The 17,829-nt window shown below is 59.9% G+C and carries 20 protein-coding genes; 7 read left to right on the top strand and 13 right to left on the bottom strand.

Annotated elements, in window-relative coordinates; all coding sequences use genetic code 11:
• The first annotated feature begins 29 nt into the window (after nucleotides 1-29).
• Together ACQRAJ_RS03860 and ACQRAJ_RS03865 are read left to right on the top strand one after the other, a co-directional pair.
• Nucleotides 30-1,427 carry an aminopeptidase gene (locus tag ACQRAJ_RS03860; protein ID WP_427727595.1) on the top strand — a complete coding sequence of 466 codons (1,398 nt, stop codon included), beginning with the start codon at nucleotides 30-32 and terminating at the stop codon, nucleotides 1,425-1,427.
• A 103-nt stretch (nucleotides 1,428-1,530) separates the two neighbouring features.
• Nucleotides 1,531-2,340, top strand: a complete 810-nt coding sequence (locus ACQRAJ_RS03865) for a YaaA family protein (protein ID WP_427747771.1) — start codon at nucleotides 1,531-1,533, stop codon at nucleotides 2,338-2,340.
• Between the two features lie 40 nt (nucleotides 2,341-2,380).
• On the opposite strand, the gene ACQRAJ_RS03870 is transcribed toward ACQRAJ_RS03865, so the two are convergent.
• A complete protein-coding gene (locus ACQRAJ_RS03870; protein WP_427747772.1) occupies nucleotides 2,381-2,896 on the bottom strand; it encodes a hypothetical protein in 516 nt (171 codons plus the stop codon).
• Between the two features lie 171 nt (nucleotides 2,897-3,067).
• On the opposite strand from ACQRAJ_RS03870, the gene thiC reads away from it, so the two are divergent.
• Nucleotides 3,068-4,402, top strand: coding sequence for a phosphomethylpyrimidine synthase ThiC (gene thiC, locus ACQRAJ_RS03875; RefSeq protein ID WP_099431544.1), 1,335 nt, complete (start codon nucleotides 3,068-3,070; stop codon nucleotides 4,400-4,402).
• A 177-nt stretch (nucleotides 4,403-4,579) separates the two neighbouring features.
• Nucleotides 4,580-5,410: a bifunctional hydroxymethylpyrimidine kinase/phosphomethylpyrimidine kinase gene (thiD, locus tag ACQRAJ_RS03880; protein WP_427747773.1), complete on the top strand. Its 831-nt coding sequence runs from the start codon at nucleotides 4,580-4,582 to the stop codon at nucleotides 5,408-5,410.
• A gap of 61 nt (nucleotides 5,411-5,471) precedes the next feature.
• On the opposite strand, the gene ACQRAJ_RS03885 is transcribed toward thiD, so the two are convergent.
• The 4 genes from ACQRAJ_RS03885 to ACQRAJ_RS03900 all read right to left on the bottom strand — a co-directional run bounded on the left by ACQRAJ_RS03885 (nucleotide 5,472) and on the right by ACQRAJ_RS03900 (nucleotide 8,540).
• On the bottom strand, nucleotides 5,472-6,131 hold the full coding sequence (locus ACQRAJ_RS03885; RefSeq protein ID WP_427747774.1) for an SGNH/GDSL hydrolase family protein: 660 nt from the start codon (nucleotides 6,129-6,131) through the stop codon (nucleotides 5,472-5,474).
• Nucleotides 6,132-6,209: 78 nt separating this feature from the next.
• Complete coding sequence (locus tag ACQRAJ_RS03890) at nucleotides 6,210-7,325, bottom strand: TIGR02452 family protein (protein WP_427727605.1); 1,116 nt, start codon at nucleotides 7,323-7,325, stop codon at nucleotides 6,210-6,212.
• A gap of 136 nt (nucleotides 7,326-7,461) precedes the next feature.
• Entirely contained in the window at nucleotides 7,462-8,157 is a 696-nt protein-coding gene (locus tag ACQRAJ_RS03895; protein ID WP_154515280.1) for a Bax inhibitor-1 family protein, read from the bottom strand.
• 80 nt (nucleotides 8,158-8,237) lie between these two features.
• Nucleotides 8,238-8,540 carry a hypothetical protein gene (locus ACQRAJ_RS03900; RefSeq protein WP_427747775.1) on the bottom strand — a complete coding sequence of 101 codons (303 nt, stop codon included), beginning with the start codon at nucleotides 8,538-8,540 and terminating at the stop codon, nucleotides 8,238-8,240.
• Between the two features lie 285 nt (nucleotides 8,541-8,825).
• Between ACQRAJ_RS03900 and ACQRAJ_RS03905 the strand changes: the two genes are divergently transcribed.
• From ACQRAJ_RS03905 to ACQRAJ_RS03915, 3 genes are all read left to right on the top strand, one after another.
• Nucleotides 8,826-9,875 carry an inorganic phosphate transporter gene (locus ACQRAJ_RS03905; RefSeq protein WP_427719222.1) on the top strand — a complete coding sequence of 350 codons (1,050 nt, stop codon included), beginning with the start codon at nucleotides 8,826-8,828 and terminating at the stop codon, nucleotides 9,873-9,875.
• Nucleotides 9,876-9,941: 66 nt separating this feature from the next.
• The gene (locus ACQRAJ_RS03910; protein WP_427719219.1) at nucleotides 9,942-10,565 is read left to right on the top strand and encodes a DUF47 domain-containing protein; all 624 of its coding nucleotides are present in this window, start codon (nucleotides 9,942-9,944) and stop codon (nucleotides 10,563-10,565) included.
• Nucleotides 10,566-10,848: 283 nt separating this feature from the next.
• Nucleotides 10,849-11,379, top strand: coding sequence for a nitroreductase family protein (locus ACQRAJ_RS03915; protein WP_427747776.1), 531 nt, complete (start codon nucleotides 10,849-10,851; stop codon nucleotides 11,377-11,379).
• A gap of 166 nt (nucleotides 11,380-11,545) precedes the next feature.
• Here ACQRAJ_RS03915 and ACQRAJ_RS03920 read toward each other — a convergent pair whose 3' ends face one another.
• The 8 genes from ACQRAJ_RS03920 to pstC form a co-directional block, all read right to left on the bottom strand.
• Entirely contained in the window at nucleotides 11,546-12,214 is a 669-nt protein-coding gene (locus tag ACQRAJ_RS03920; protein ID WP_154515270.1) for a DivIVA domain-containing protein, read from the bottom strand.
• Nucleotides 12,215-12,276: 62 nt separating this feature from the next.
• Entirely contained in the window at nucleotides 12,277-12,564 is a 288-nt protein-coding gene (locus tag ACQRAJ_RS03925) for a YggT family protein (RefSeq protein ID WP_427727642.1), read from the bottom strand.
• 15 nt (nucleotides 12,565-12,579) lie between these two features.
• The gene (gene sepF, locus ACQRAJ_RS03930; RefSeq protein ID WP_154515266.1) at nucleotides 12,580-13,308 is read right to left on the bottom strand and encodes a cell division protein SepF; all 729 of its coding nucleotides are present in this window, start codon (nucleotides 13,306-13,308) and stop codon (nucleotides 12,580-12,582) included.
• Between the two features lie 60 nt (nucleotides 13,309-13,368).
• Complete coding sequence (locus tag ACQRAJ_RS03935) at nucleotides 13,369-14,106, bottom strand: YggS family pyridoxal phosphate-dependent enzyme (protein WP_427747777.1); 738 nt, start codon at nucleotides 14,104-14,106, stop codon at nucleotides 13,369-13,371.
• 120 nt (nucleotides 14,107-14,226) lie between these two features.
• A complete protein-coding gene (locus ACQRAJ_RS03940) occupies nucleotides 14,227-15,084 on the bottom strand; it encodes a phosphate signaling complex PhoU family protein (protein ID WP_427719211.1) in 858 nt (285 codons plus the stop codon).
• Nucleotides 15,085-15,176: 92 nt separating this feature from the next.
• Nucleotides 15,177-15,980, bottom strand: coding sequence for a phosphate ABC transporter ATP-binding protein PstB (pstB, locus tag ACQRAJ_RS03945; RefSeq protein WP_089571588.1), 804 nt, complete (start codon nucleotides 15,978-15,980; stop codon nucleotides 15,177-15,179).
• A 12-nt stretch (nucleotides 15,981-15,992) separates the two neighbouring features.
• Nucleotides 15,993-16,898 carry a phosphate ABC transporter permease PstA gene (gene pstA / locus ACQRAJ_RS03950; protein ID WP_427727613.1) on the bottom strand — a complete coding sequence of 302 codons (906 nt, stop codon included), beginning with the start codon at nucleotides 16,896-16,898 and terminating at the stop codon, nucleotides 15,993-15,995.
• A 3-nt stretch (nucleotides 16,899-16,901) separates the two neighbouring features.
• A complete protein-coding gene (gene pstC, locus ACQRAJ_RS03955) occupies nucleotides 16,902-17,828 on the bottom strand; it encodes a phosphate ABC transporter permease subunit PstC (RefSeq protein WP_427719203.1) in 927 nt (308 codons plus the stop codon).
• Nucleotide 17,829 lies beyond the last annotated feature (1 nt).

Below are 17,829 nucleotides of genomic sequence, written 5' to 3' on the forward strand. Positions count from 1 at the left end.
GCACGATCGATCCGAAAGGAGCCTGCGTCATGGAGCGTCCCTGCGCATGGAAAAAGTACACGCCACAGCAAATCGAGGAGCTCGAGGAGCTTTGCCGCGGCTATAAGCAGTTTTTGAGCGAGAACAAGACCGAGCGCCTGTGCGTCAAGACCGGCATCAAGATGGCCGAGGAGGCGGGATACGTCGACCTGGAGACCGTGATCGCCGAAGGACGCGCGCTCAAGGCAGGCGACAAGGTGTACGCCGCCAACCACGGCAAGGATCTTATGCTCGTCAACCTGGGCACCGCCCCGCTCGAGCAGGGCTTTAACATCCTGGGCGCCCACGTGGACTCGCCGCGCCTGGACCTCAAGCAGAATCCCGCCTTCGAGGCCGGCGACATGGCCTACCTCGACACGCACTACTACGGTGGCGTCAAGAGCTACCACTGGGTGGCCTCCCCGCTCGCACTCGTGGGCGTCATCTGCAAAAAGGACGGCACCACCGTCGACATCAACATCGGCGACAAGGCCGACGATCCGGTCTTTACCATCTCCGACCTGCTGATCCACCTCTCGAGCGAGCAGATGTCCAAGCCCGCCAAGGACGCCGTCGACGCCGAGATCCTCGACGTGATCGTGGGCGGCCGTCCCGTAAAATTTGACGAGGACGACAAGGACGCTCCCACCGAGCCCGTCAAGCAGATGTTCCTGGATATCCTCAAGGAGCAGTACGACGTCGAGGAGGAGGACTTCCTCTCCGCCGAAATCGAGGTCGTGCCCGCCGGCCCCGCCCGCGACATGGGCCTCGACCGCTCCATGATTTTGGGCTATGGCCACGACGACCGCGTCTGCGCCTACCCCTCCATGCTCGCCCAGATCAATGTGGCCAACGTGGAGCGCACGAGCATCACGCTCATCGTCGACAAGGAGGAGATTGGCTCCGTGGGCGCCACCGGCATGACAAGCCGCTTCTTCGAGAACACCGTCGCCGAGATCATGACGCTCGCCGGCGAGGGCAGCCCGCTGGCCCTGCGCCGCGCACTCGCCCGCAGCCGCATGCTCTCCTCTGACGTGTCCGCCGGCTTCGACCCAGGCTACGCCGGCAAGTTCGAGACCAAGAATGCAGCCTTTATGGGTCGCGGCCTGTGCTTTAACAAGTACACGGGCAGCCGCGGCAAGGGCGGTTCCAACGACGCCGACGCCGAGTATATGGCCCTCATCCGCGACATTATGGACGAGGCCGGCGTGGACTTCCAGACCTGCGAGCTCGGTCGCGTCAACGCGGGCGGCGGCGGCACCATCGCCTACATCATGGCCAAGTACGGCATGAACGTCATCGACTCCGGCGTTGCCGTCCTGTCCATGCACGCCCTGTGGGAGGTCGCCAACAAGGCCGATATCTACGAGGCCTATCGCGGCTACAAGGCCTTCCTCGAGCGCGCCTAACCAACCCTTCATCAGTTGCGGTGAGATACGGACTAAACTGGCCCATAAACGGCCAAAACAGACCGTATTACACCGCAACTTCCTTTTTGACAGAGGAGAGTCCATGCTGCAGGTCATCATTTCGCCCGCCAAGCAGATGCGCGCGGCCCAAGATGCTTTTGAAGTCCTGGGCATTCCACCCTTTGTGCGCGAGACGGCTCGCCTCCACCGCGCACTGCTAGATATCGAGCGGAATGAAGGCAGCGGCAGCCTGCAGGCGCTGTGGAACGTGAGTGACAAACTGCTGGGGCCCTGCCTCAACACCCTGCATGAGTTCGAGCCCATCTTGCAAAACGGCGATCTCGACAATCCCGCACTCGCCCGTCACCTCTCCCCTGCCGTCATGTCCTATCACGGCATTCAATACCAAAGCATGGCGCCCGAGGTGATGGATTCCGCACAGCTCGCATGGCTGCAAGACCATCTGTGGATCCTCTCGGGCCTTTACGGATGCGTACGCCCCTTTCATGCCGTTGAACCGTATCGGCTGGAGATGGGCGCGAAGCTTGCCGTCGACGACGCCCGAGACCTCTACGCGTTTTGGGGCGACAAGCTCGCACGGGTCATCGCTCCGGCAGGCTCCAACGCCACGATCGTCAACCTCGCCAGCGCGGAATACGCCAAAGCCGTTCTGACCCGCCTCACCACCGACGCCACGGTCGTCACATGTCTCTTTGGCGAAGGCATCCGCAACGGCAAGCCCATCCAACGCTCGACCGCCAGCAAAAAAGCGCGCGGCTCCATGGTGCGCTGGATGGCAGAAAACAAGTTCGAGGATGTAAGCGGGCTCACCGCGTTCGACGTTGGTTATCGTTACTTTCCCGAGCTTTCAAATAAAAACACTTTGGTCTTCCTGAACGAACAGGCCTTGTAGGACTACCGCTACTTTTGAATGTGCTGCCTAGGCACGGCGTCTATTCCGCCAGGCCGTCGGCTTTTGCAATCTCGGTCGTCGAGCCATCTTGGTAGGTAACCTTAACGTGCTCCACCTCAGACGCCTCAACACCCGACGGAGGCTCCAGGCGCCATTCCGTCAGGGCTATATCCATGGTCGTGGGTACATCCCCCTGATCTTTGAGCTCGACCGACAGCGTCCTAAGCGACGCATCGAAGGTCACGCGCTCGATCTCTTCACCAGGAATGGAACCACCGCTCAGCTGCAGTTGCACAAACTTGTCGCGCGGATACCAATAGTCGCCCGGCGCGGCAACGGTATTGCCACCCGCGACCTTCGCCGTCATAATCGGCAGGCTATCGTCCGCCTCAAACGTCCAGGAAACTCCCCCACGCCCGCCAAATGTCCAGATACAACAGGCAATCACCATCACGACAAGAATCGCGAAACCAATTGCGACCAGCCCATGATGGGCGCGGCTCTCCTCGGCCGACACATCCCACTGCGTCTCTCGATACAGATGCTTGTCTTCCATGTTCGCCTCCCCGCGGGCATGCTCGTCGCGTCAATCGTACCCATTCGAGCTATACTTGAGCCCACCACATAAACGGGGAGCTTGCAGGACAAGACGGCAGGCTGAGACTGGGCGCGCCCGCCCTGACCCGCAAACCTGATATGGGTAATGCCAACGAAGGGAGCCGTGCCAATGAGCACACAGACCGAGCCCAAGCTCGTCACGCAAATCGACTTCGCCCGCGCCGGGCAAATCACACCGCAGATGAAGGAGGTTGCCGAGCGCGAGCATCGCGACCCCGAGTACATCCGCGAGCGCGTGGCCGACGGCCGCATCGCCATTCCCGCCAATATCGTGCATATCAAAAAGGGCATGCGTGCCTTTGGCGTCGGCGAGGGCCTGTCTACCAAGGTCAACGTCAACCTGGGCATCTCGGGCGACAAGGCCGATGCCGCTGAGGAATGGAAGAAGGTCAAGATCGCCGAGGACTTTGGCGCCGACGCCATCATGGACCTCTCCAACTCGGGCAAGACGCGCCAATTCCGCCAGCAGCTCATCGACGAGACGCCGCTCATGGTGGGCACCGTCCCCATGTACGACGCCATCGGCTACATGGAAAAGCCGCTTGTCAAGCTTACCAAGGACGACCTGTTCGAGGTCGTGCGCGCGCACGCCGAGGACGGCGTGGACTTTATGACCATCCACTGCGGCATCAATAAGTCGGTCACCAAAACCTTTAAGGAGACCGGCCGTCTCATGAACATCGTCAGCCGCGGCGGCTCACTGCTGTTTGGCTGGATGGAGGTCACCGGCAACGAGAACCCCTTCTACGAGTACTTTGACGAGCTGCTCGAAATCTGCCACGAGTACGACGTGACGATTTCGCTCGGCGACTCCTGCCGCCCGGGCTGCCTCTACGACTCCAACGACGCCACCGAGACCGCCGAGATGATCGAGCTGGGCAAGCTGTGCAAGCGCGCTTGGGCCGCCGGCGTCCAGGTCATGGTCGAGGGCCCGGGTCACATGGCGCTCGACGAGATCGCCGCCAACATGAAACTGCAGAAGCGCCTGTGCCACAACGCCCCGTTCTACGTGCTCGGGCCGCTGGTGACCGATATCGGCGTGGGCTACGACCACATCACCGCAGCCATCGGTGGCGCCATCTCCGCGAGCTCGGGTGCCGACTTTTTGTGCTACGTGACACCGGCAGAGCACCTATGCCTGCCTAACGCCCAGGATGTGCTCGACGGCCTCATGGCCACCAAGATTGCCGCACACGCCGCCGACATCGCCAAAAAGGTGCCCCACGCCCGCGACATGGACGACAAGATGGGCCAGGCACGCCGCAAGCTCGACTGGGACGCCATGTGGAAGTGCGCGCTCGACCCGGTCACCGGCAAGAAGCGCTACGAGGAATCCCCCGCCGCCACCGAGGGCACCTGCACCATGTGCGGCAAGATGTGCGCCGTCCGCACCGTCAACAAGGTGTTCGAGGGCACGACGATCGACCTCGGCATGGAGGACTAACTCGTCACCGGAGCCATAATCGGCCACAAGGCGTTCGTCAATTGTTGACGTGTGAACAATTTCTTTCATTTACGTAAAGATTGCACCACCCGCCCGGGATCGGCATACAGCCGGCCCGGGCAACTTTATAATGCGGGCAGGAGACCCATTTGAATCCGACCGAACAAGGGAGCGAACATGGATCGCAGTAAGGTACCAGCCGTCCTGTCCATCGCAGGATCCGATTCCAGCGGTGGCGCCGGCATTCAGGCCGACATCAAGACCATCACGGCGCACCGCCTGTATGCCGAGACGGTCATCACGGCCATCACCGCACAGAACACCCTAGGCGTCACCGCCGTGCAGAACATCTCCCCGGATATTGTCGCGGCGCAGATCGATGCCGTTTTTGACGATATCCGCCCCAGTGCCGTCAAGATCGGCATGGTTTCTTCTGCCGAGATTATCGAAGTCATAGCCGACCGCCTGAGCGCCTGGGACGCACAAAATATCGTCGTCGACCCCGTCATGGTCGCCACTTCGGGCGCTCGTCTCATCGCCGAGGACGCCACCGAAGCGCTTACACGCCGCCTGTTCCCGCTGGCGACCGTCATCACGCCCAATATTCCCGAGGCCATGGCGCTGCTCGACTACGAGGTCGATTCCGAGCGCACACAGCAAAACGCTGCCATGCTCCTCACCCGCCGCTTTGGCTGCGCGTCCCTCGTTAAGGGCGGGCATTTTGTCAACGAGGCCAACGATGTGCTAGCAGAGCCCGCGCCGCTCGATGACGAGGGCAACCACCTGGGCGATCCGCTCACCACGTGGTTCCGCCACAAGCGCATCGAGACCGCCAACACGCATGGTACCGGCTGTACGCTTTCGTCCGCCATCGCCTGCGCGCTGGCCCAGGGCATGGATCTTGCCGACGCCGTCAACGCCGGCAAGGCCTACCTAACCGGCGCTCTCGCCGCCGGCCTGAACATGGGCAAAGGCTCCGGCCCCGTCAACCACATGTGGCAGTACTAAATAGCCAGCAACCAAAACCACCACAAAGGCGCCCGTCCCTTTGTGGTGGTTTGGGGCTGCGCTACTCACCGAGCATCTCTTGGAGCTTGGCTGCCACGGCGTGGCCCAGGCTCTCGTGGCTTTCGGGCATCATGTGCAGATAATCGATATCGCCCGGCTCGGCAAAATCGGCGGCATTCAAAAAGTCGCAGCCAAACTGCTCAGCGACATACGCATAGTATTCGGCAAAATGCTCCGAGGCCTCGACGGAGCGCTCGTCAAAGTCGGTCATGTACACATCGGCGATCTGCGGTTTAATCTTGATAGGCGCCATCAGTAGAATGCGCGGGCAGGGCGCAGCGTCGGTCCACGGAAACGCGCGGACGGCGCGAATCAGCGCCATGGCGCCACGGGCGATATCGGAAGCTGTCACGTTAAAGACCGTCTTGCAGTCGTTGGTGCCCAGCATGATCACAATGGCGTCCAGCGGCTTATGGGCCTCGAGCAGCATCGGCAACGCGCGGATGCCGTTGAGATTGGTGTCCAGATGGCACATATCGTCGCGCACCGTCGTGCGGCCGTTTAGACCTTCCTCAATCACATGCCAGCCCTCGCCCAGGTCGCGCTGGGCCACGCCGCACCAGCGCACATCGTGCGCATAGCGCACCGCGGTGCCATCGCGCATGCCCGCCGGATCGTAGCCATAGGTATTGCTGTCACCAAAGCACAGGACGTTTTTCATCGCAAACCCCTCCTTCAGCAAAAAGCCGACGGGAGCAGCCCCTCCCGCCGGCTCGACCTATCTGTCAGCGCGCACCGATTACAGATACTTGCGCCAGTCGTCATCATCCTCGTCGTCCTCGGCAGCGGCATGAGCCTGCTCGGCGGCACGGGCGGCCGCGGCACGGGCGGCAACCTGGGCATAGGACTCCTCGTTGCGCTCGGGGAAGCTTGCCAGCACGTGCTCGAACTTGGCAAAATCCTCGTCCCAGCGCGTAGAGGGCACGGCAAAGAAGACCTGCTTGACCTTAAAGTCGCCCGATGCGAGCTCCTTGCGGAAGAGCTCGGCCACCGCCTCGGCGTCAAAGCCGTTGTTGTCACAGCCCCAGGCGCCCAGCACGAGCTTCTCGCGACCAAGCTCGTCGCAGATGGCCAGCACAAAGCGGATACGATCGCGCAGGGCGTCCAGCAGGGCATCGTCACCCACGCGATACTCCTGGCGAGCGCGCTTGGCGTTGGGCGCAGCGGCAACGATCACGTCGGCGTACGCATGCACGTGGTTGCGGTCGAAGCGCACCGCAGGCACCACCAGCGCACGGTTGCGGTACAGCTCACAGTTGATGTTGCGGCGACGGTTCTCGCCGTACCATTTGCGCTGCTTATCGAGCACATTGTACAGATACGAATCGGCACAGAGCGTGGCCTCCTGACCCAGATAGCCCTGGATGTAGCCACCGCCCGGGTTGGTGAACGAGGCAAAGGCGAGCACGGCCATGTCGCAGAACTGCGCGTAGCCTCGGCCGTTATCCAGAATGGCCTGCGTGGCAGAGGCGTCGAGCACGGTGACCTCGGGCAGGACCGGAGCGGGCTCCTCGGCAGCAGGCGCGGGCTCGGTCTCCGTGGCTTCCTCTGCGGGCACAGGCTCGGCCACGACCTCGGTCTCGGCAGGCGCAACCTCGGTGGCCTCAGACTCATCGGTAACCTGCTCTTCGGCAGCAGCCACCTGGGCCTTAGCCTTCATCGCCGCGACAAATCCGGCAGGCATGCCCTCGAACTCGCGCACGCCGGCAAGCGAGCGCTCGATATCCTTTGCGCACGCTTCGGACACAGTCGCCACGTGACGCTCGGCGGCCTTGGCACGGGCCTCGCGCTTGGGATTGGGCTGTCCCGCGCGGTTGGGCCTACGGTTACGGTTCCTGTTGTCGACGTCTGCCATAAGTGGTCACCTTTCTCGGTCGCTGCCGCTATCGGCTTTTCCCATCCATGATACCCCGCCGCGTACAAAAAAGGCGGCCCCGAAGGACCGCCTTTCGCATCGATTTGCGCGCGGCAAGCACCGCTGCAATCTGGCACTAGTCGCGACGACCAAGGATGTTCAGAATGCGCAGGAACACGTTGATAATGTCCACGAACAGGTTGGACGCCATGAGCACGGCGTTGGGCAGCGTGGGCGGCACCGTCGTTGCCACGTAGGTGTCGTAGCCAATAAAGCCGGCGAACACCACAATCACGATCAGGTCGGTGATGGTCTGCGAGACACCCATGAACATCAGCACGATCTCGACCAGAATCGTGGCAAGCAAAATGCCAAAACCAATGCCGTACACACGCTGGAAGAATTTGGGGAAGGTCACGCCCAGTGCGCCAAAGACAAAGGTGATGGCGGCAGTGGCGATAAAAGCGGTGTTGATGGTGGGCAGGTCGTAGTTGGCAAGGCCAAACGACGCGGTCAGACCAAAGGTGCTCGCAAAGATCGCGTAACCCGCGAGCGACAGGCCCACGGACTGCTTGCTGGCGGCGGCCGACATCATGACGATGCCGACAATGGTCAGGATAAACGAGCCAAAGACCAGCGGCAGGGCGGCGCCACTCATCATCATGCGCGCAAACGACATGGTGCCCGTAAAGTAGGCGCCAGCGCCCATAGCGCAAAAACCCAAAAAGATCAGGGCAGACATGGCAAGGTTGTACGCGCGCGGCGACATCTCCTTGGCACGGCTTGCGCCGGTCTCGATGGGGCCGTTCTGATAGCCCTGGATATCGTTCATAATTTCGTCCTTTCAAAAAGCGCCGCGACAGCGCCGTAGGTGACAAGATTCCTGCCATTGTACCCGAATGGCGCGCGCTCTTACCCGCGGCGCTCACTCTCGAGTGTGCGGTCGAACGCCCACACCCACCACCGCATCAGATGAGCCTGCGAGCCATCCGGTCGCTCACGCGCCTGGTCTTCCAGATACAGCTCGGTCGTATGTCCGCCAAAACGAACCTTATAGGTTGCCGTACGAATGCCGTGAACCGTCAGGCCAAAACCGGTAGACGAGACAATCTCGTCAATCGTAAAGCAGCGACCGTCGACCCAGCAGACGGTAACCGGCACAACTTGTCCGCCCGCGAGGATGCGGGTCACGACGTCCACATACTGCTTGTGCACGCGCCGAGTTTTGCCATCTGTCTGTCGATATTCCATGCCCCTATTATCGAACGCATGTTTGCATATTGTAAAGCGAACAGACTGTGGTTTTGGGGTGTCGGAGCGAGCGCACGTGTCCTCACGGCGTGTTAGCAAAAAGAACACCCGCGGTCAACAGGGCTAATATTCAATTTTAGTGCCAAAAAATTCACTTCTCCCGTCAGAACTCGGTAAAGAAACCCGCAGGAGGTGATACGATTTATCATGTTTTTGTAACGTTTCTGCAAACTTCGAGAAAGCCCATATATGGACGTAACGTTCTCAGCCTTCCTCGGCCAACTTGTTTCGAACCCAGTCCTTGCCGTCACCGTGTTCCTCGCGCTCGGCGCCATCTTCGTCAACGGATGGACCGACGCGCCCAACGCCATCGCGACCTGTGTCACCACGCGTTGCATGCCCGCCCGCGCCGCCATTCTCATGAGTGCCGCGTTCAACTTTTTGGGCGTGCTCATCATGACGCACTTTAATGCCAGCGTTGCCAACACCATCTCCCATATCGTCGACTTTGGCGGAAACAGCACCATGGCGCTCGCGTGCCTCTGCGCGGCCCTGTTCTCCATCGTCGTCTACGGCGCCACGGCATCGCGTTTTGGTATCCCCACCTCGCAGAGCCACAGCCTCATCGCCGGCCTGACCGGCGCTGCCATCGCCCTCGGCGGCGCCAGCAGCGTCAATGTCCACGAGTGGATGAAGGTCATCTACGGCCTGGCGCTCTCCATCGGTCTGGGCTTTGTCATGGGCTGGGTCCTGTGCAAGCTCGTCTCGATTCTTTTCGCTGCCGCCAACAGGCGACGTGCCAACGTCTTCTTTAAATATGCTCAGATCGCGAGCGCCGCGGCCATGAGCTTTATGCACGGCGCGCAGGATGGACAAAAGTTCATCGGCGTGCTCTTTTTAGGTGTCGCCTTTGCCAACGGACAGACCGGCGTCGGCGACGCCGGCATCCCCATCTGGATCATGCTGCTGTGCTCGGCCACCATGGGCATCGGCACCAGCGTGGGCGGTGAGCGTATCATCAAGTCCGTCGGCCAGAGCATGGTTAAGCTCGAGAAGTATCAGGGCTTCTCTGCCGACCTGGCAGGAGCCGCAAACCTGCTGCTTGCCACGCTCACCGGTATCCCCGTGTCCTCCACGCACATCAAGACCTGCGCCATCATGGGCGTCGGCGCCGTCAAGCGCCTCTCGGCCATCAACTTCGGCGTGGTCAAGGACATGATGTTCACGTGGTTCTTCACCTTCCCCGCCTGTGGACTCATCAGCTTTGTCATGGCCAGGCTGTTCATGATGTTCCTCTAGTCAAACCGAACGTCCATCCGGACCGCATTACCTCGCCCACCCGTCTTCGCCCCGAAAGGATCACTCATGGCAAAGAAACCCGATTCGTTCTACTTTGACAACTACGTCGCCTGCGCCGACTTCGCCGTTCAGGCAGCCGAGCTGCTCACCAAGATTTTTGAGAACTTTGACCCCGCGCAGATCCACGACATGCTCGAGAAGATGCATGCGATTGAGCATGCAGCAGACAAGAAGCACCATGAGCTCGAAGACGCCCTGCTCACGGCCTTTATTACCCCGCTTGAGCGCGAGGACCTTAACCTCATGAGCTGCTCGCTCGATACCGTGCTCGACCGTATTGAGGGCGTCGTGCAGCGCCTCTACTTCACCAACATCCAGAGCATCCACCCCGATGCCATCGTGATCGCCCACAAGGTGACCGACGCCTGCCGCGCCATGAAGGACCTGATGGTCGAGTTGCCCAACTACCGCAAGTCCAAAACGCTGCGCGAGCTCGTCATCCAGATCAACACCATCGAGTCCGAGGCCGACGAACTCTACATCAACGCCATGCGTAACCTGCACGTCAACGGCAAGGACCCGCTCGAGGTCATCGCCTGGCGTGACGTGTACGCCTTCTTGGAGTACTGCGCCGACTGCTGCGAGAATGTGGCCGATGTCGTGGATTCGATTGTCATGAAGAACAGTTAATTGGGGGTATGCGTCCCACCGGCGAAGGCCCGGCACCTATTTGCTTTCTCTCTCCGGCTGCACGGCAGAGTCGTTCGAAAGTAAATAGGTGTCGGGCCTTCGCCTTGCGTACCGCCATTGGGAACTTTGGCTGATTGTTTTAGCGCAATGGGGGTTTGGCTGAAGGGACCTTTGGTACCCGCTCGGACACTTTGGCCCTTGGTGAGCGTTTGACTGATTGCTGCTTTGGGTACTCTTTGGATTACTTTGGGTTTGTTTTATTTTTAATTGTTGGAGGGCTTGTATGTCGTATTTGGATCTGGCTCGGTCTCGGTATTCTTGTCGTTTGTTTGAGGATCGTTCTGTTGAGCAGGCTGTGGTGGATACCATTGTTGAGGCTGGGCGCATTGCTCCTTCTGCTTGCAATAATCATCCAACCCGTGTGATGGTGTTGGATACGCCTGAGCTTCTGGAAAAGGCAGCTGCTTGTCAGCCTCGGTTTGCTCGTGATGGGTCCATCTTTGGCGCTCCGCTCATCTTCCTCGTTTGCAGCGTTACCAACGATGCTTGGGTGCGTCCCTATGACCAGATGAACTCCAGCGCTATCGACACCTCGATTGTTTGCGATCAGATGATGATGGAGGCCGAGGAACAGGGCCTGGGAACGTGCTGGGTATGCCATTTTAAGCCTGAGCTAGCCCGCGAGCAGTTCAACCTGCCCGAGGGCGTTTATCCCTACCACATGCTCGTCTGCGGCTATCCCGCCGACCATATCGCCGACCCCGAGCATCGCGAGGCCCGCACCATTCCCCTATCCAATTTCCTCCTCAAGTAGTTTTTGGCCCATGTCCTAAAATCTACCTTTTACCGCTCAAACGTTCGCCGAGTTCTGCCCTATCGCACGCAGAGCTCGGCGTTTTGTTTCCCAACCCGTATACAGCTACAAAAAAGGAGCTCGCAAGCGCGAGCTCCTTTTAAGGGGCTAGATTGTAGTTTTAGCGCTAGTCCAGGTCGTCCGCGGCAAAGTTGTCAATCGGGGCGAAGGGGTCGGCCACGGGGACAACCGGATCAGCGACAGGCAGTGGCTCGGCGGCAGGCATGGTCACGGCAGGAGAAGCCGCAGAACCGACCGGCGTAGAAGCCAGCAGATCGGCCGGGAAGGAATTCTGAGCATCGTCCATAAAGTGCTGAATGAGCTTGAGATACTCGGCCTTGAACTCCTCGCGGGAAGCCTTCAGACGGTCAATCTCCTCGAGCTCGGCCTGCTTCTCGGTCAGGGCCTGACGGATGACCTCGCGGGCCTTGGCGTCGGCCTCGTTGCGGATGCGGTCAGCATTCTCGTTAGCGTCGTTGACAATCGCCTCGGCGGTCTGCTGAGCCGCAATGAGAGCGGCGGAAATCTGACGCTCCTGAGCGGAGAAATCGGGAGCGGGAGTGGCGACAGGGGCAGCCTGAGCGGCAGAATCCTGGGCCTGCGCAAGCTGAGCCTGCGTATCGGCAAGCTGCTGCTCGGTGGCGGTCAGGCGACCCTTAAGATCAACGATCTTGGCAAGCATAGCGTCGACCTCGGAGGACAGGGTCTCCAGGAAGACGTCGACCTCGGCGGGATCGTAGCCGCGCTTGGCCTCAGAGAAGGTCTGAGCCTGGATGTCAGCAGGGGTAATAGCCATAACAAGTTCTCCTTTATCATCGCCTTGGCGCTAAGCGCCCGACATAGGTTACTGAGCCAGTCCTATACGAGTATACCTATAAGTAGCTGCAGAATGAGCTTCTGCACCAACTGCAACGCAATAATCGCAACGACCGGTGAAAAATCGATACCGCCCATCGGCGGCATAAACCGGCGAAACAGGTTGAGCCAAGGGCCGCAAACGCTGTCGAGCACCGCCGCGATATCCTGTAGCAAACCACCCTGCTTCATGGGAATCCACGTCATAAAGCAGTAGACCACAATCAACGTGGAATAAAAATTAAACAGCGTGTTGACAAGCTGAACGATGGTGTAGATGTTGATGGGAATCTCCTCGCCTTGTCTTTACTTGAGATAGCCGTCGGCGCGAAGCTTCTTAAGATCCGAATCCTTGACCTCGCAGCCGGCGGGCAGCACCATAAACACGCGGTCGCCCACTTCTTTGACCGAAGCGCCCAGGCCGCAGGCAAAGCCATAGCTAAAGTCCAGGACGCGTTTGGCGACCTCGGTGCGAACGCCCACAAAGATCAGCGCGACAGGCTGCTTGGTACGCACGCGGCGCACGACCGTCTCCACGTCGTCATAACTCTCCGGACGAAGAACGTAGGCCGGCAACTGAGGCGTGGCGTTGATGATATTGCTCGCATAGGCAGAGGCATCGCTCGGCGTTGAAGCAGGAGCGGGCACAGCGGCAGCGCGGACCCGAGCGTTCTCGGCGTAGCTTGACGGCGTGTCATAGGCGCCGGGACGATAACCGCCCGCAGCGGCATCCTGAGAGCGCGAAGGCGGATTGTACGTCGTAGCGTGACGGGAGTCGTCGCCGATCAGTTGACCGGAACGCGTGTACACAGCAACCGACTCAGCCTCTCCGCGGCGTGTCTGCCCCAGCAGTCCATTGCTCGGTTCATCTTGCGTGTAGAAGCCCTCGCCCGAAGCACCGCTGTAGCCGTTGTTCTGATAGCCGTCGTCATAGCCGTCATCGTAACCGTAGTCATCATCCTGGCCATAACCCTGGTCATAACCCTGCTGGCCGCCTAGGTGCATTTTATTTTTAATTTCGTCAAGGAAACCCATGGTTGTGTCCTCTCACGGTCTAATGCAGGCGCTCTGACAATCAGCGCGCACTTCAGGCTCTTATTTTACTTCAAACTCCGGGCTAAATACTACCCTGCCCAGGCGAACAAGCGTCGAGCCTTCCTCAAGGGCGGGCTCAAAGTCCTCGCTCATGCCACAAGATAGCTCAGGCAGACACAGATCGGGGTGTGCCGTCTCCAGCTCATCCCTCAACTCACGCAGCCCGGCAAAGGTGCGGCGCGCCACATCCTTATTCCCCCGGGGTGCCATGGTCATAAGCCCCTGCACACAAATTCCCTCAAGTTCCGCAAGCTCGCCAGCCGCGGCACGAACCTCATTGGGCGAAAAGCCGCCCTTGGACTCCTCCCCGCTTACATTAACCTCTATCAGCACCCGCTGAGGACCGGCAAGCTCGCCCGTCTCAATCTTGCGGACAGCACGGCTCGAGATAGCCTGCGCCAAATGAAGCGACCCCACCGAATGAATCAGCTCGGCCGCACCGAGCACCGCATTGATCTTGTTGGTCTGAAGATTACCGATCATATCGAAGCGCACCTCGGGCAGCTCCGGATGCTCCGCCAGCCCCGCAAGCTTGCGAACAAGCTCCTGCGGACGGTTCTCGGCAAAATGACGATACCCTGCCTGGATGGCGGCAACGGTCTCATCGACGCCAACGGTCTTGGAGACGGCAATCAGACGTGCGGCATTGTGTGGACGCCCCGCGCGATCGAGTGCGGCATAAAAGCGTTCGAGAATCTGCTCGCGGCGAGCGCGCATCACGTTCAAATAATTATCCATTGCCAATCGCCTCCGCTAACAGCCGTACAAGTAATCCCATGCTAACGCAAGAGCGCGGCCCTGCATGTGCAAGGCCGCGCTCACTTAGGTATTTACAATCTTTCGACGAACGGAGCTACCCTACTCCTCGTCATCCTCGGTATCGTCCTCGTCCTCGAGGTGCTCGAGCAGGTAGCGAAGACCCTCGCTCACCTCGTTAGCGGGCACCTTGGCAACAAAGCGCGCATCGACAGCTGGCCTCATGATGACGCCCTCGCCCGAAGGTACGCGCATGCTCTCGAGCTCATCCTCATCCGTACGGGCGATATCGCCGGCGTTCATGCGCTGGCCGGTCAAAAGGAAGGTCAGACGGCAGGCGGCATCGATGGAAATCGAGGCGATGCGATCGAGGTAGCGCGAAACCATGATGGCGCGGCGCAGATCGTCATAGTTGCTGTCGTCGTCCATAAACTCTCCCGCGTCCATGCGGTTGAAGGTACGGAAGAACTTCTCATAGGCCGCATGCACCGGCTCGTCCTCGACGGCCAGGTTGCAGATGATGGACATGTCGTTGGTGACGAGCGCGGAAAGCGACGAGCCCAGCACCTGGTATACGGCTTCGGCCTCGGCCTCAACCGTACCGACGAGCTCCTGGGGCAGCGAGATATCGGCCTTGACCATATGACGCGTGGCGCGGCAGATCTGGCGAACCTTATCGGTCATGCGCTGCAGGTTAAAGTCGACGTAGATGATCGTCTGCAGCAAGCGGAAGTCGGAGGCGACCGGCGACTGCGTAGCGATCAGGTTGTAGCACACGGCCTCCAGGTTGGCGCAGCGCGCGTCAATCGAAAGCGTGCGCTTCTTGGTCTTGGTGGCGAGTTTGCGGTCGTCGGTCACATAGGCCTTCACGGCGTCATGAAGAGCCAGGTCTACAGCCTCGTAGATGCTCAACATCTCGTGACGAGCCTCGACGAGCTGACGGGAAAACAGTTTGCGCATGGTTCACTCCAATCAGTTGGGTGCGGTCATGCCGCCCGCACAGTGAATACGCACCGGACCAGGTCCGATCGGCTCGGGACTAGTCGCACCGATCAGCCAAAGCGGCCGGTGATATAGTCTTCCGTCCGCGAATCCACCGGGCTGGTGAAGATCGCGTCGGTTTGACCATACTCGATGAGCGTGGCGGGCTCGCCGGCAACCTCCTGCAAGAAGAAGGCGGTGTAGTCGCTAATGCGAGCTGCCTGCTGCATTGAATGTGTGACGATGATGATCGTCATCTCGGGCGCCAGCTCAGCCATCAGATCCTCGACCTTGGAGACGGACGTGGGGTCGATGGCGGAGCAGGGCTCGTCCATCAGAAGGACATCGGGCTGCACCGCGAGCACACGCGCGATGCACAGACGCTGCTGCTGACCGCCCGAAAGCGCCAAACCATCCTTGTTGAGCTGATTGGATACCTCTTTCCAGAGGTTGGCGCGCTTGAGCGATTCTTCCACGATGTCATCGAGGTCGCTTTTGCTAGTCACGCCCTGCAGACGAGGGCCAAAAGCAACATTCTCGTAGATGGATTTAGGGAACGGGTTGGGCTGCTGAAAAATCATGCCCACGCGGCGGCGAAGGTCGACCGGGTCGACGCCCTCGGCATAGATATCGTTGCCGTCGAGCGTCATGGTGCCCTCGACGCGCGTGCCCTCGATAAGGTCGTTCATACGGTTGATACAGCGCAAAAACGTCGATTTGCCGCAGCCCGAAGGGCCGATAAACGAGGTAATGGCGTTTTTGGCGATGTTGAGGTCGAGACCCGTCAGCGCATGAAAGTCACCGTACCAAAAGTTGAAATCCTTGGCCGTGATGGCCGCTTGCTCCAGCGTGGGAGCGGACTGATAGACGGACATGGGACTCCTTAACTAGCGGCGTTTGCGCGACAGATAACGCGCAAACAGATTGAAGGCCAGAATAATCGCCATCAGCAAAAGCGCGGTGCCGTAGGCTGCGTTCATGTTGATGCCGTCATTGGCAAGCAGATAAAGGTGAACGGTCATGGGGCGGCCGGAATCGAGCGGCGAAATAGGCAGGTTGATGGCCTGGCCCATGGTGTAGAGCACCACGGCGGTCTCGCCGATGGCGCGGCCGATGGCAAGTACGATGCCGGTGGCGATGCGGCCAAAAGCTGAAGGAAGCACGATCTTGGAGACGACCTGCCACTTGGTGGCACCCAGGCCATATGCGCCCCAACGGATATAGCGCGGAACGGCGCGGATTGCCTCCTCGGTGGTACGCATGACAATGGGCAGCATCAGAAGTGCGAGCGCCAGGGCGGCCGAAACCATCGAAAGACCCAGGCCCATGGCCTCGACAAACAAGGCGTAGCCAAAAAGGCCCATAACAATGGAGGGCACCGAGGCCAGGGCATCGGCAGCATAGCGAATGATGTCGACAACCTTGCCCTGCTTGGCATATTCAGCCAGATAGACCGCAGCCAAGACGGCAACCGGCGTGCAGATGAGCATGGCGAGCGCCGTCACGTAGACGGTCGAGACGATAGTGGGCCAAATGCCGCCCTCGGCGTTTACGCCCTGCGGCCAGCCAAAGATAAAGTCGAGCGAGATGTGCGGCAGACCGTTGATAACTACATAGGCGATGATGGCGACCAGCACCAGCGTGGTGATATAGGCCGCGGCGCGAAACACGCCGAGCATAATCTTGTTGGACAGATCCTTGTTGATGCGGCCCTTCTTACCATGGGAAAGGGCACGCTTGATGCGTTCGCGCGACGAGGTCGTATCGACCGTCGTGTCAACGGAATCGGACATAGCCTACCCCCTCTTCTTCTTGGAAATCAGACGGACGATGCCCACCAATGCGGCGGAAATGATAAACAGGACCACGCCCATGCCAAACAGAGCCGAGCGGTGCAGGCCCGAGGAATAGCTCATGTCGAGCGCGATCTGGCTCGTGAGCGTCGAGATGGGGCTCGAGATGCTGTCCGGGATGACCGGAGCGTTGCCAACGACCATGAGCACGGCCATGGTCTCACCGATGGCACGACCCATGCCCAAGACAATCGCATCGACGATGCCCAACTTGGCTGCAGGCAGCACGACCTTGTAGATGGTCTGCCACTTGGTGGCACCCATGGCATAGGATGCCTCGCGAATGCCCATGGGAATGGAATTGAGGGCATCGATGGTGAGCGTGGTGATGGTGGGAACGATCATGATGGCGAGCACGAACCACGCCGTCAGCGCACCAAAGCCAAGACCGCCGGTCAGCTGCGCGATAAACGGACGGATGATGACCATGCCAAAGAAACCGTAGATGATGGAGGGGATACCCGCCAGCAGGTCGACGGCGGGGCTGATGAGACTGCGCACGCGCTTGCCGGCGATCTCGACCAGATACACGGCCGTGCCCACACCCAGGGGCACACCCATGGCGAGCGCACCGACCGTCACCAGACCAGAGCCCGCCAGCAGCGACATGATGCCGTAGTGGCCCTCGGAGGGCGCCCACGTAAAGCTAAAGAAGTCCGCCAGACCGATGTCGGTAAAGACGGGCAACGCCGAGTACGTGGTAAAGACAAAAATCAGGATGACGGTGACGACCGCCAAGAACGCGCAAGCAAAGAAGATCCACTGCAGCGCCTTCTCTTTGAGATAGGTGCTGCGCGACACCAACGCCAACTCACGCTTTTTGGGCGCCTGAGCCTCTCGCTCAATCTGGGGGGTTTCCTGCGCTTCCATG

It is taken from the genome of Collinsella sp. SGI.184 (genome assembly GCF_050313415.1).
Lineage (GTDB): Bacteria > Actinomycetota > Coriobacteriia > Coriobacteriales > Coriobacteriaceae > Collinsella.

Bases quoted from the DNA above. Each gene is read 5' to 3' on its own strand.
- ACQRAJ_RS03890 (WP_427727605.1), bottom strand. From the start codon at position 7,325: ATGGCAGACGTCGACAACAGGAACCGTAACCGTAGGCCCAACCGCGCG.
- ACQRAJ_RS03915 (WP_427747776.1), top strand. From the start codon at position 10,849: ATGTCGTATTTGGATCTGGCTCGGTCTCGGTATTCTTGTCGTTTGTTT.
- ACQRAJ_RS03940 (WP_427719211.1), bottom strand. From the start codon at position 15,084: ATGCGCAAACTGTTTTCCCGTCAGCTCGTCGAGGCTCGTCACGAGATG.
- pstA (WP_427727613.1), bottom strand. From the start codon at position 16,898: ATGTCCGATTCCGTTGACACGACGGTCGATACGACCTCGTCGCGCGAA.
- ACQRAJ_RS03885 (WP_427747774.1), bottom strand. From the start codon at position 6,131: ATGAAAAACGTCCTGTGCTTTGGTGACAGCAATACCTATGGCTACGAT.
- ACQRAJ_RS03870 (WP_427747772.1), bottom strand. From the start codon at position 2,896: ATGGAAGACAAGCATCTGTATCGAGAGACGCAGTGGGATGTGTCGGCC.
- pstC (WP_427719203.1), bottom strand. From the start codon at position 17,828: ATGGAAGCGCAGGAAACCCCCCAGATTGAGCGAGAGGCTCAGGCGCCC.
- ACQRAJ_RS03935 (WP_427747777.1), bottom strand. From the start codon at position 14,106: ATGGATAATTATTTGAACGTGATGCGCGCTCGCCGCGAGCAGATTCTC.
- ACQRAJ_RS03910 (WP_427719219.1), top strand. From the start codon at position 9,942: ATGGCAAAGAAACCCGATTCGTTCTACTTTGACAACTACGTCGCCTGC.
- pstB (WP_089571588.1), bottom strand. From the start codon at position 15,980: ATGTCCGTCTATCAGTCCGCTCCCACGCTGGAGCAAGCGGCCATCACG.
- ACQRAJ_RS03905 (WP_427719222.1), top strand. From the start codon at position 8,826: ATGGACGTAACGTTCTCAGCCTTCCTCGGCCAACTTGTTTCGAACCCA.
- sepF (WP_154515266.1), bottom strand. From the start codon at position 13,308: ATGGGTTTCCTTGACGAAATTAAAAATAAAATGCACCTAGGCGGCCAG.
- thiD (WP_427747773.1), top strand. From the start codon at position 4,580: ATGGATCGCAGTAAGGTACCAGCCGTCCTGTCCATCGCAGGATCCGAT.
- ACQRAJ_RS03920 (WP_154515270.1), bottom strand. From the start codon at position 12,214: ATGGCTATTACCCCTGCTGACATCCAGGCTCAGACCTTCTCTGAGGCC.
- ACQRAJ_RS03860 (WP_427727595.1), top strand. From the start codon at position 30: ATGGAGCGTCCCTGCGCATGGAAAAAGTACACGCCACAGCAAATCGAG.
- ACQRAJ_RS03895 (WP_154515280.1), bottom strand. From the start codon at position 8,157: ATGAACGATATCCAGGGCTATCAGAACGGCCCCATCGAGACCGGCGCA.
- ACQRAJ_RS03865 (WP_427747771.1), top strand. From the start codon at position 1,531: ATGCTGCAGGTCATCATTTCGCCCGCCAAGCAGATGCGCGCGGCCCAA.
- thiC (WP_099431544.1), top strand. From the start codon at position 3,068: ATGAGCACACAGACCGAGCCCAAGCTCGTCACGCAAATCGACTTCGCC.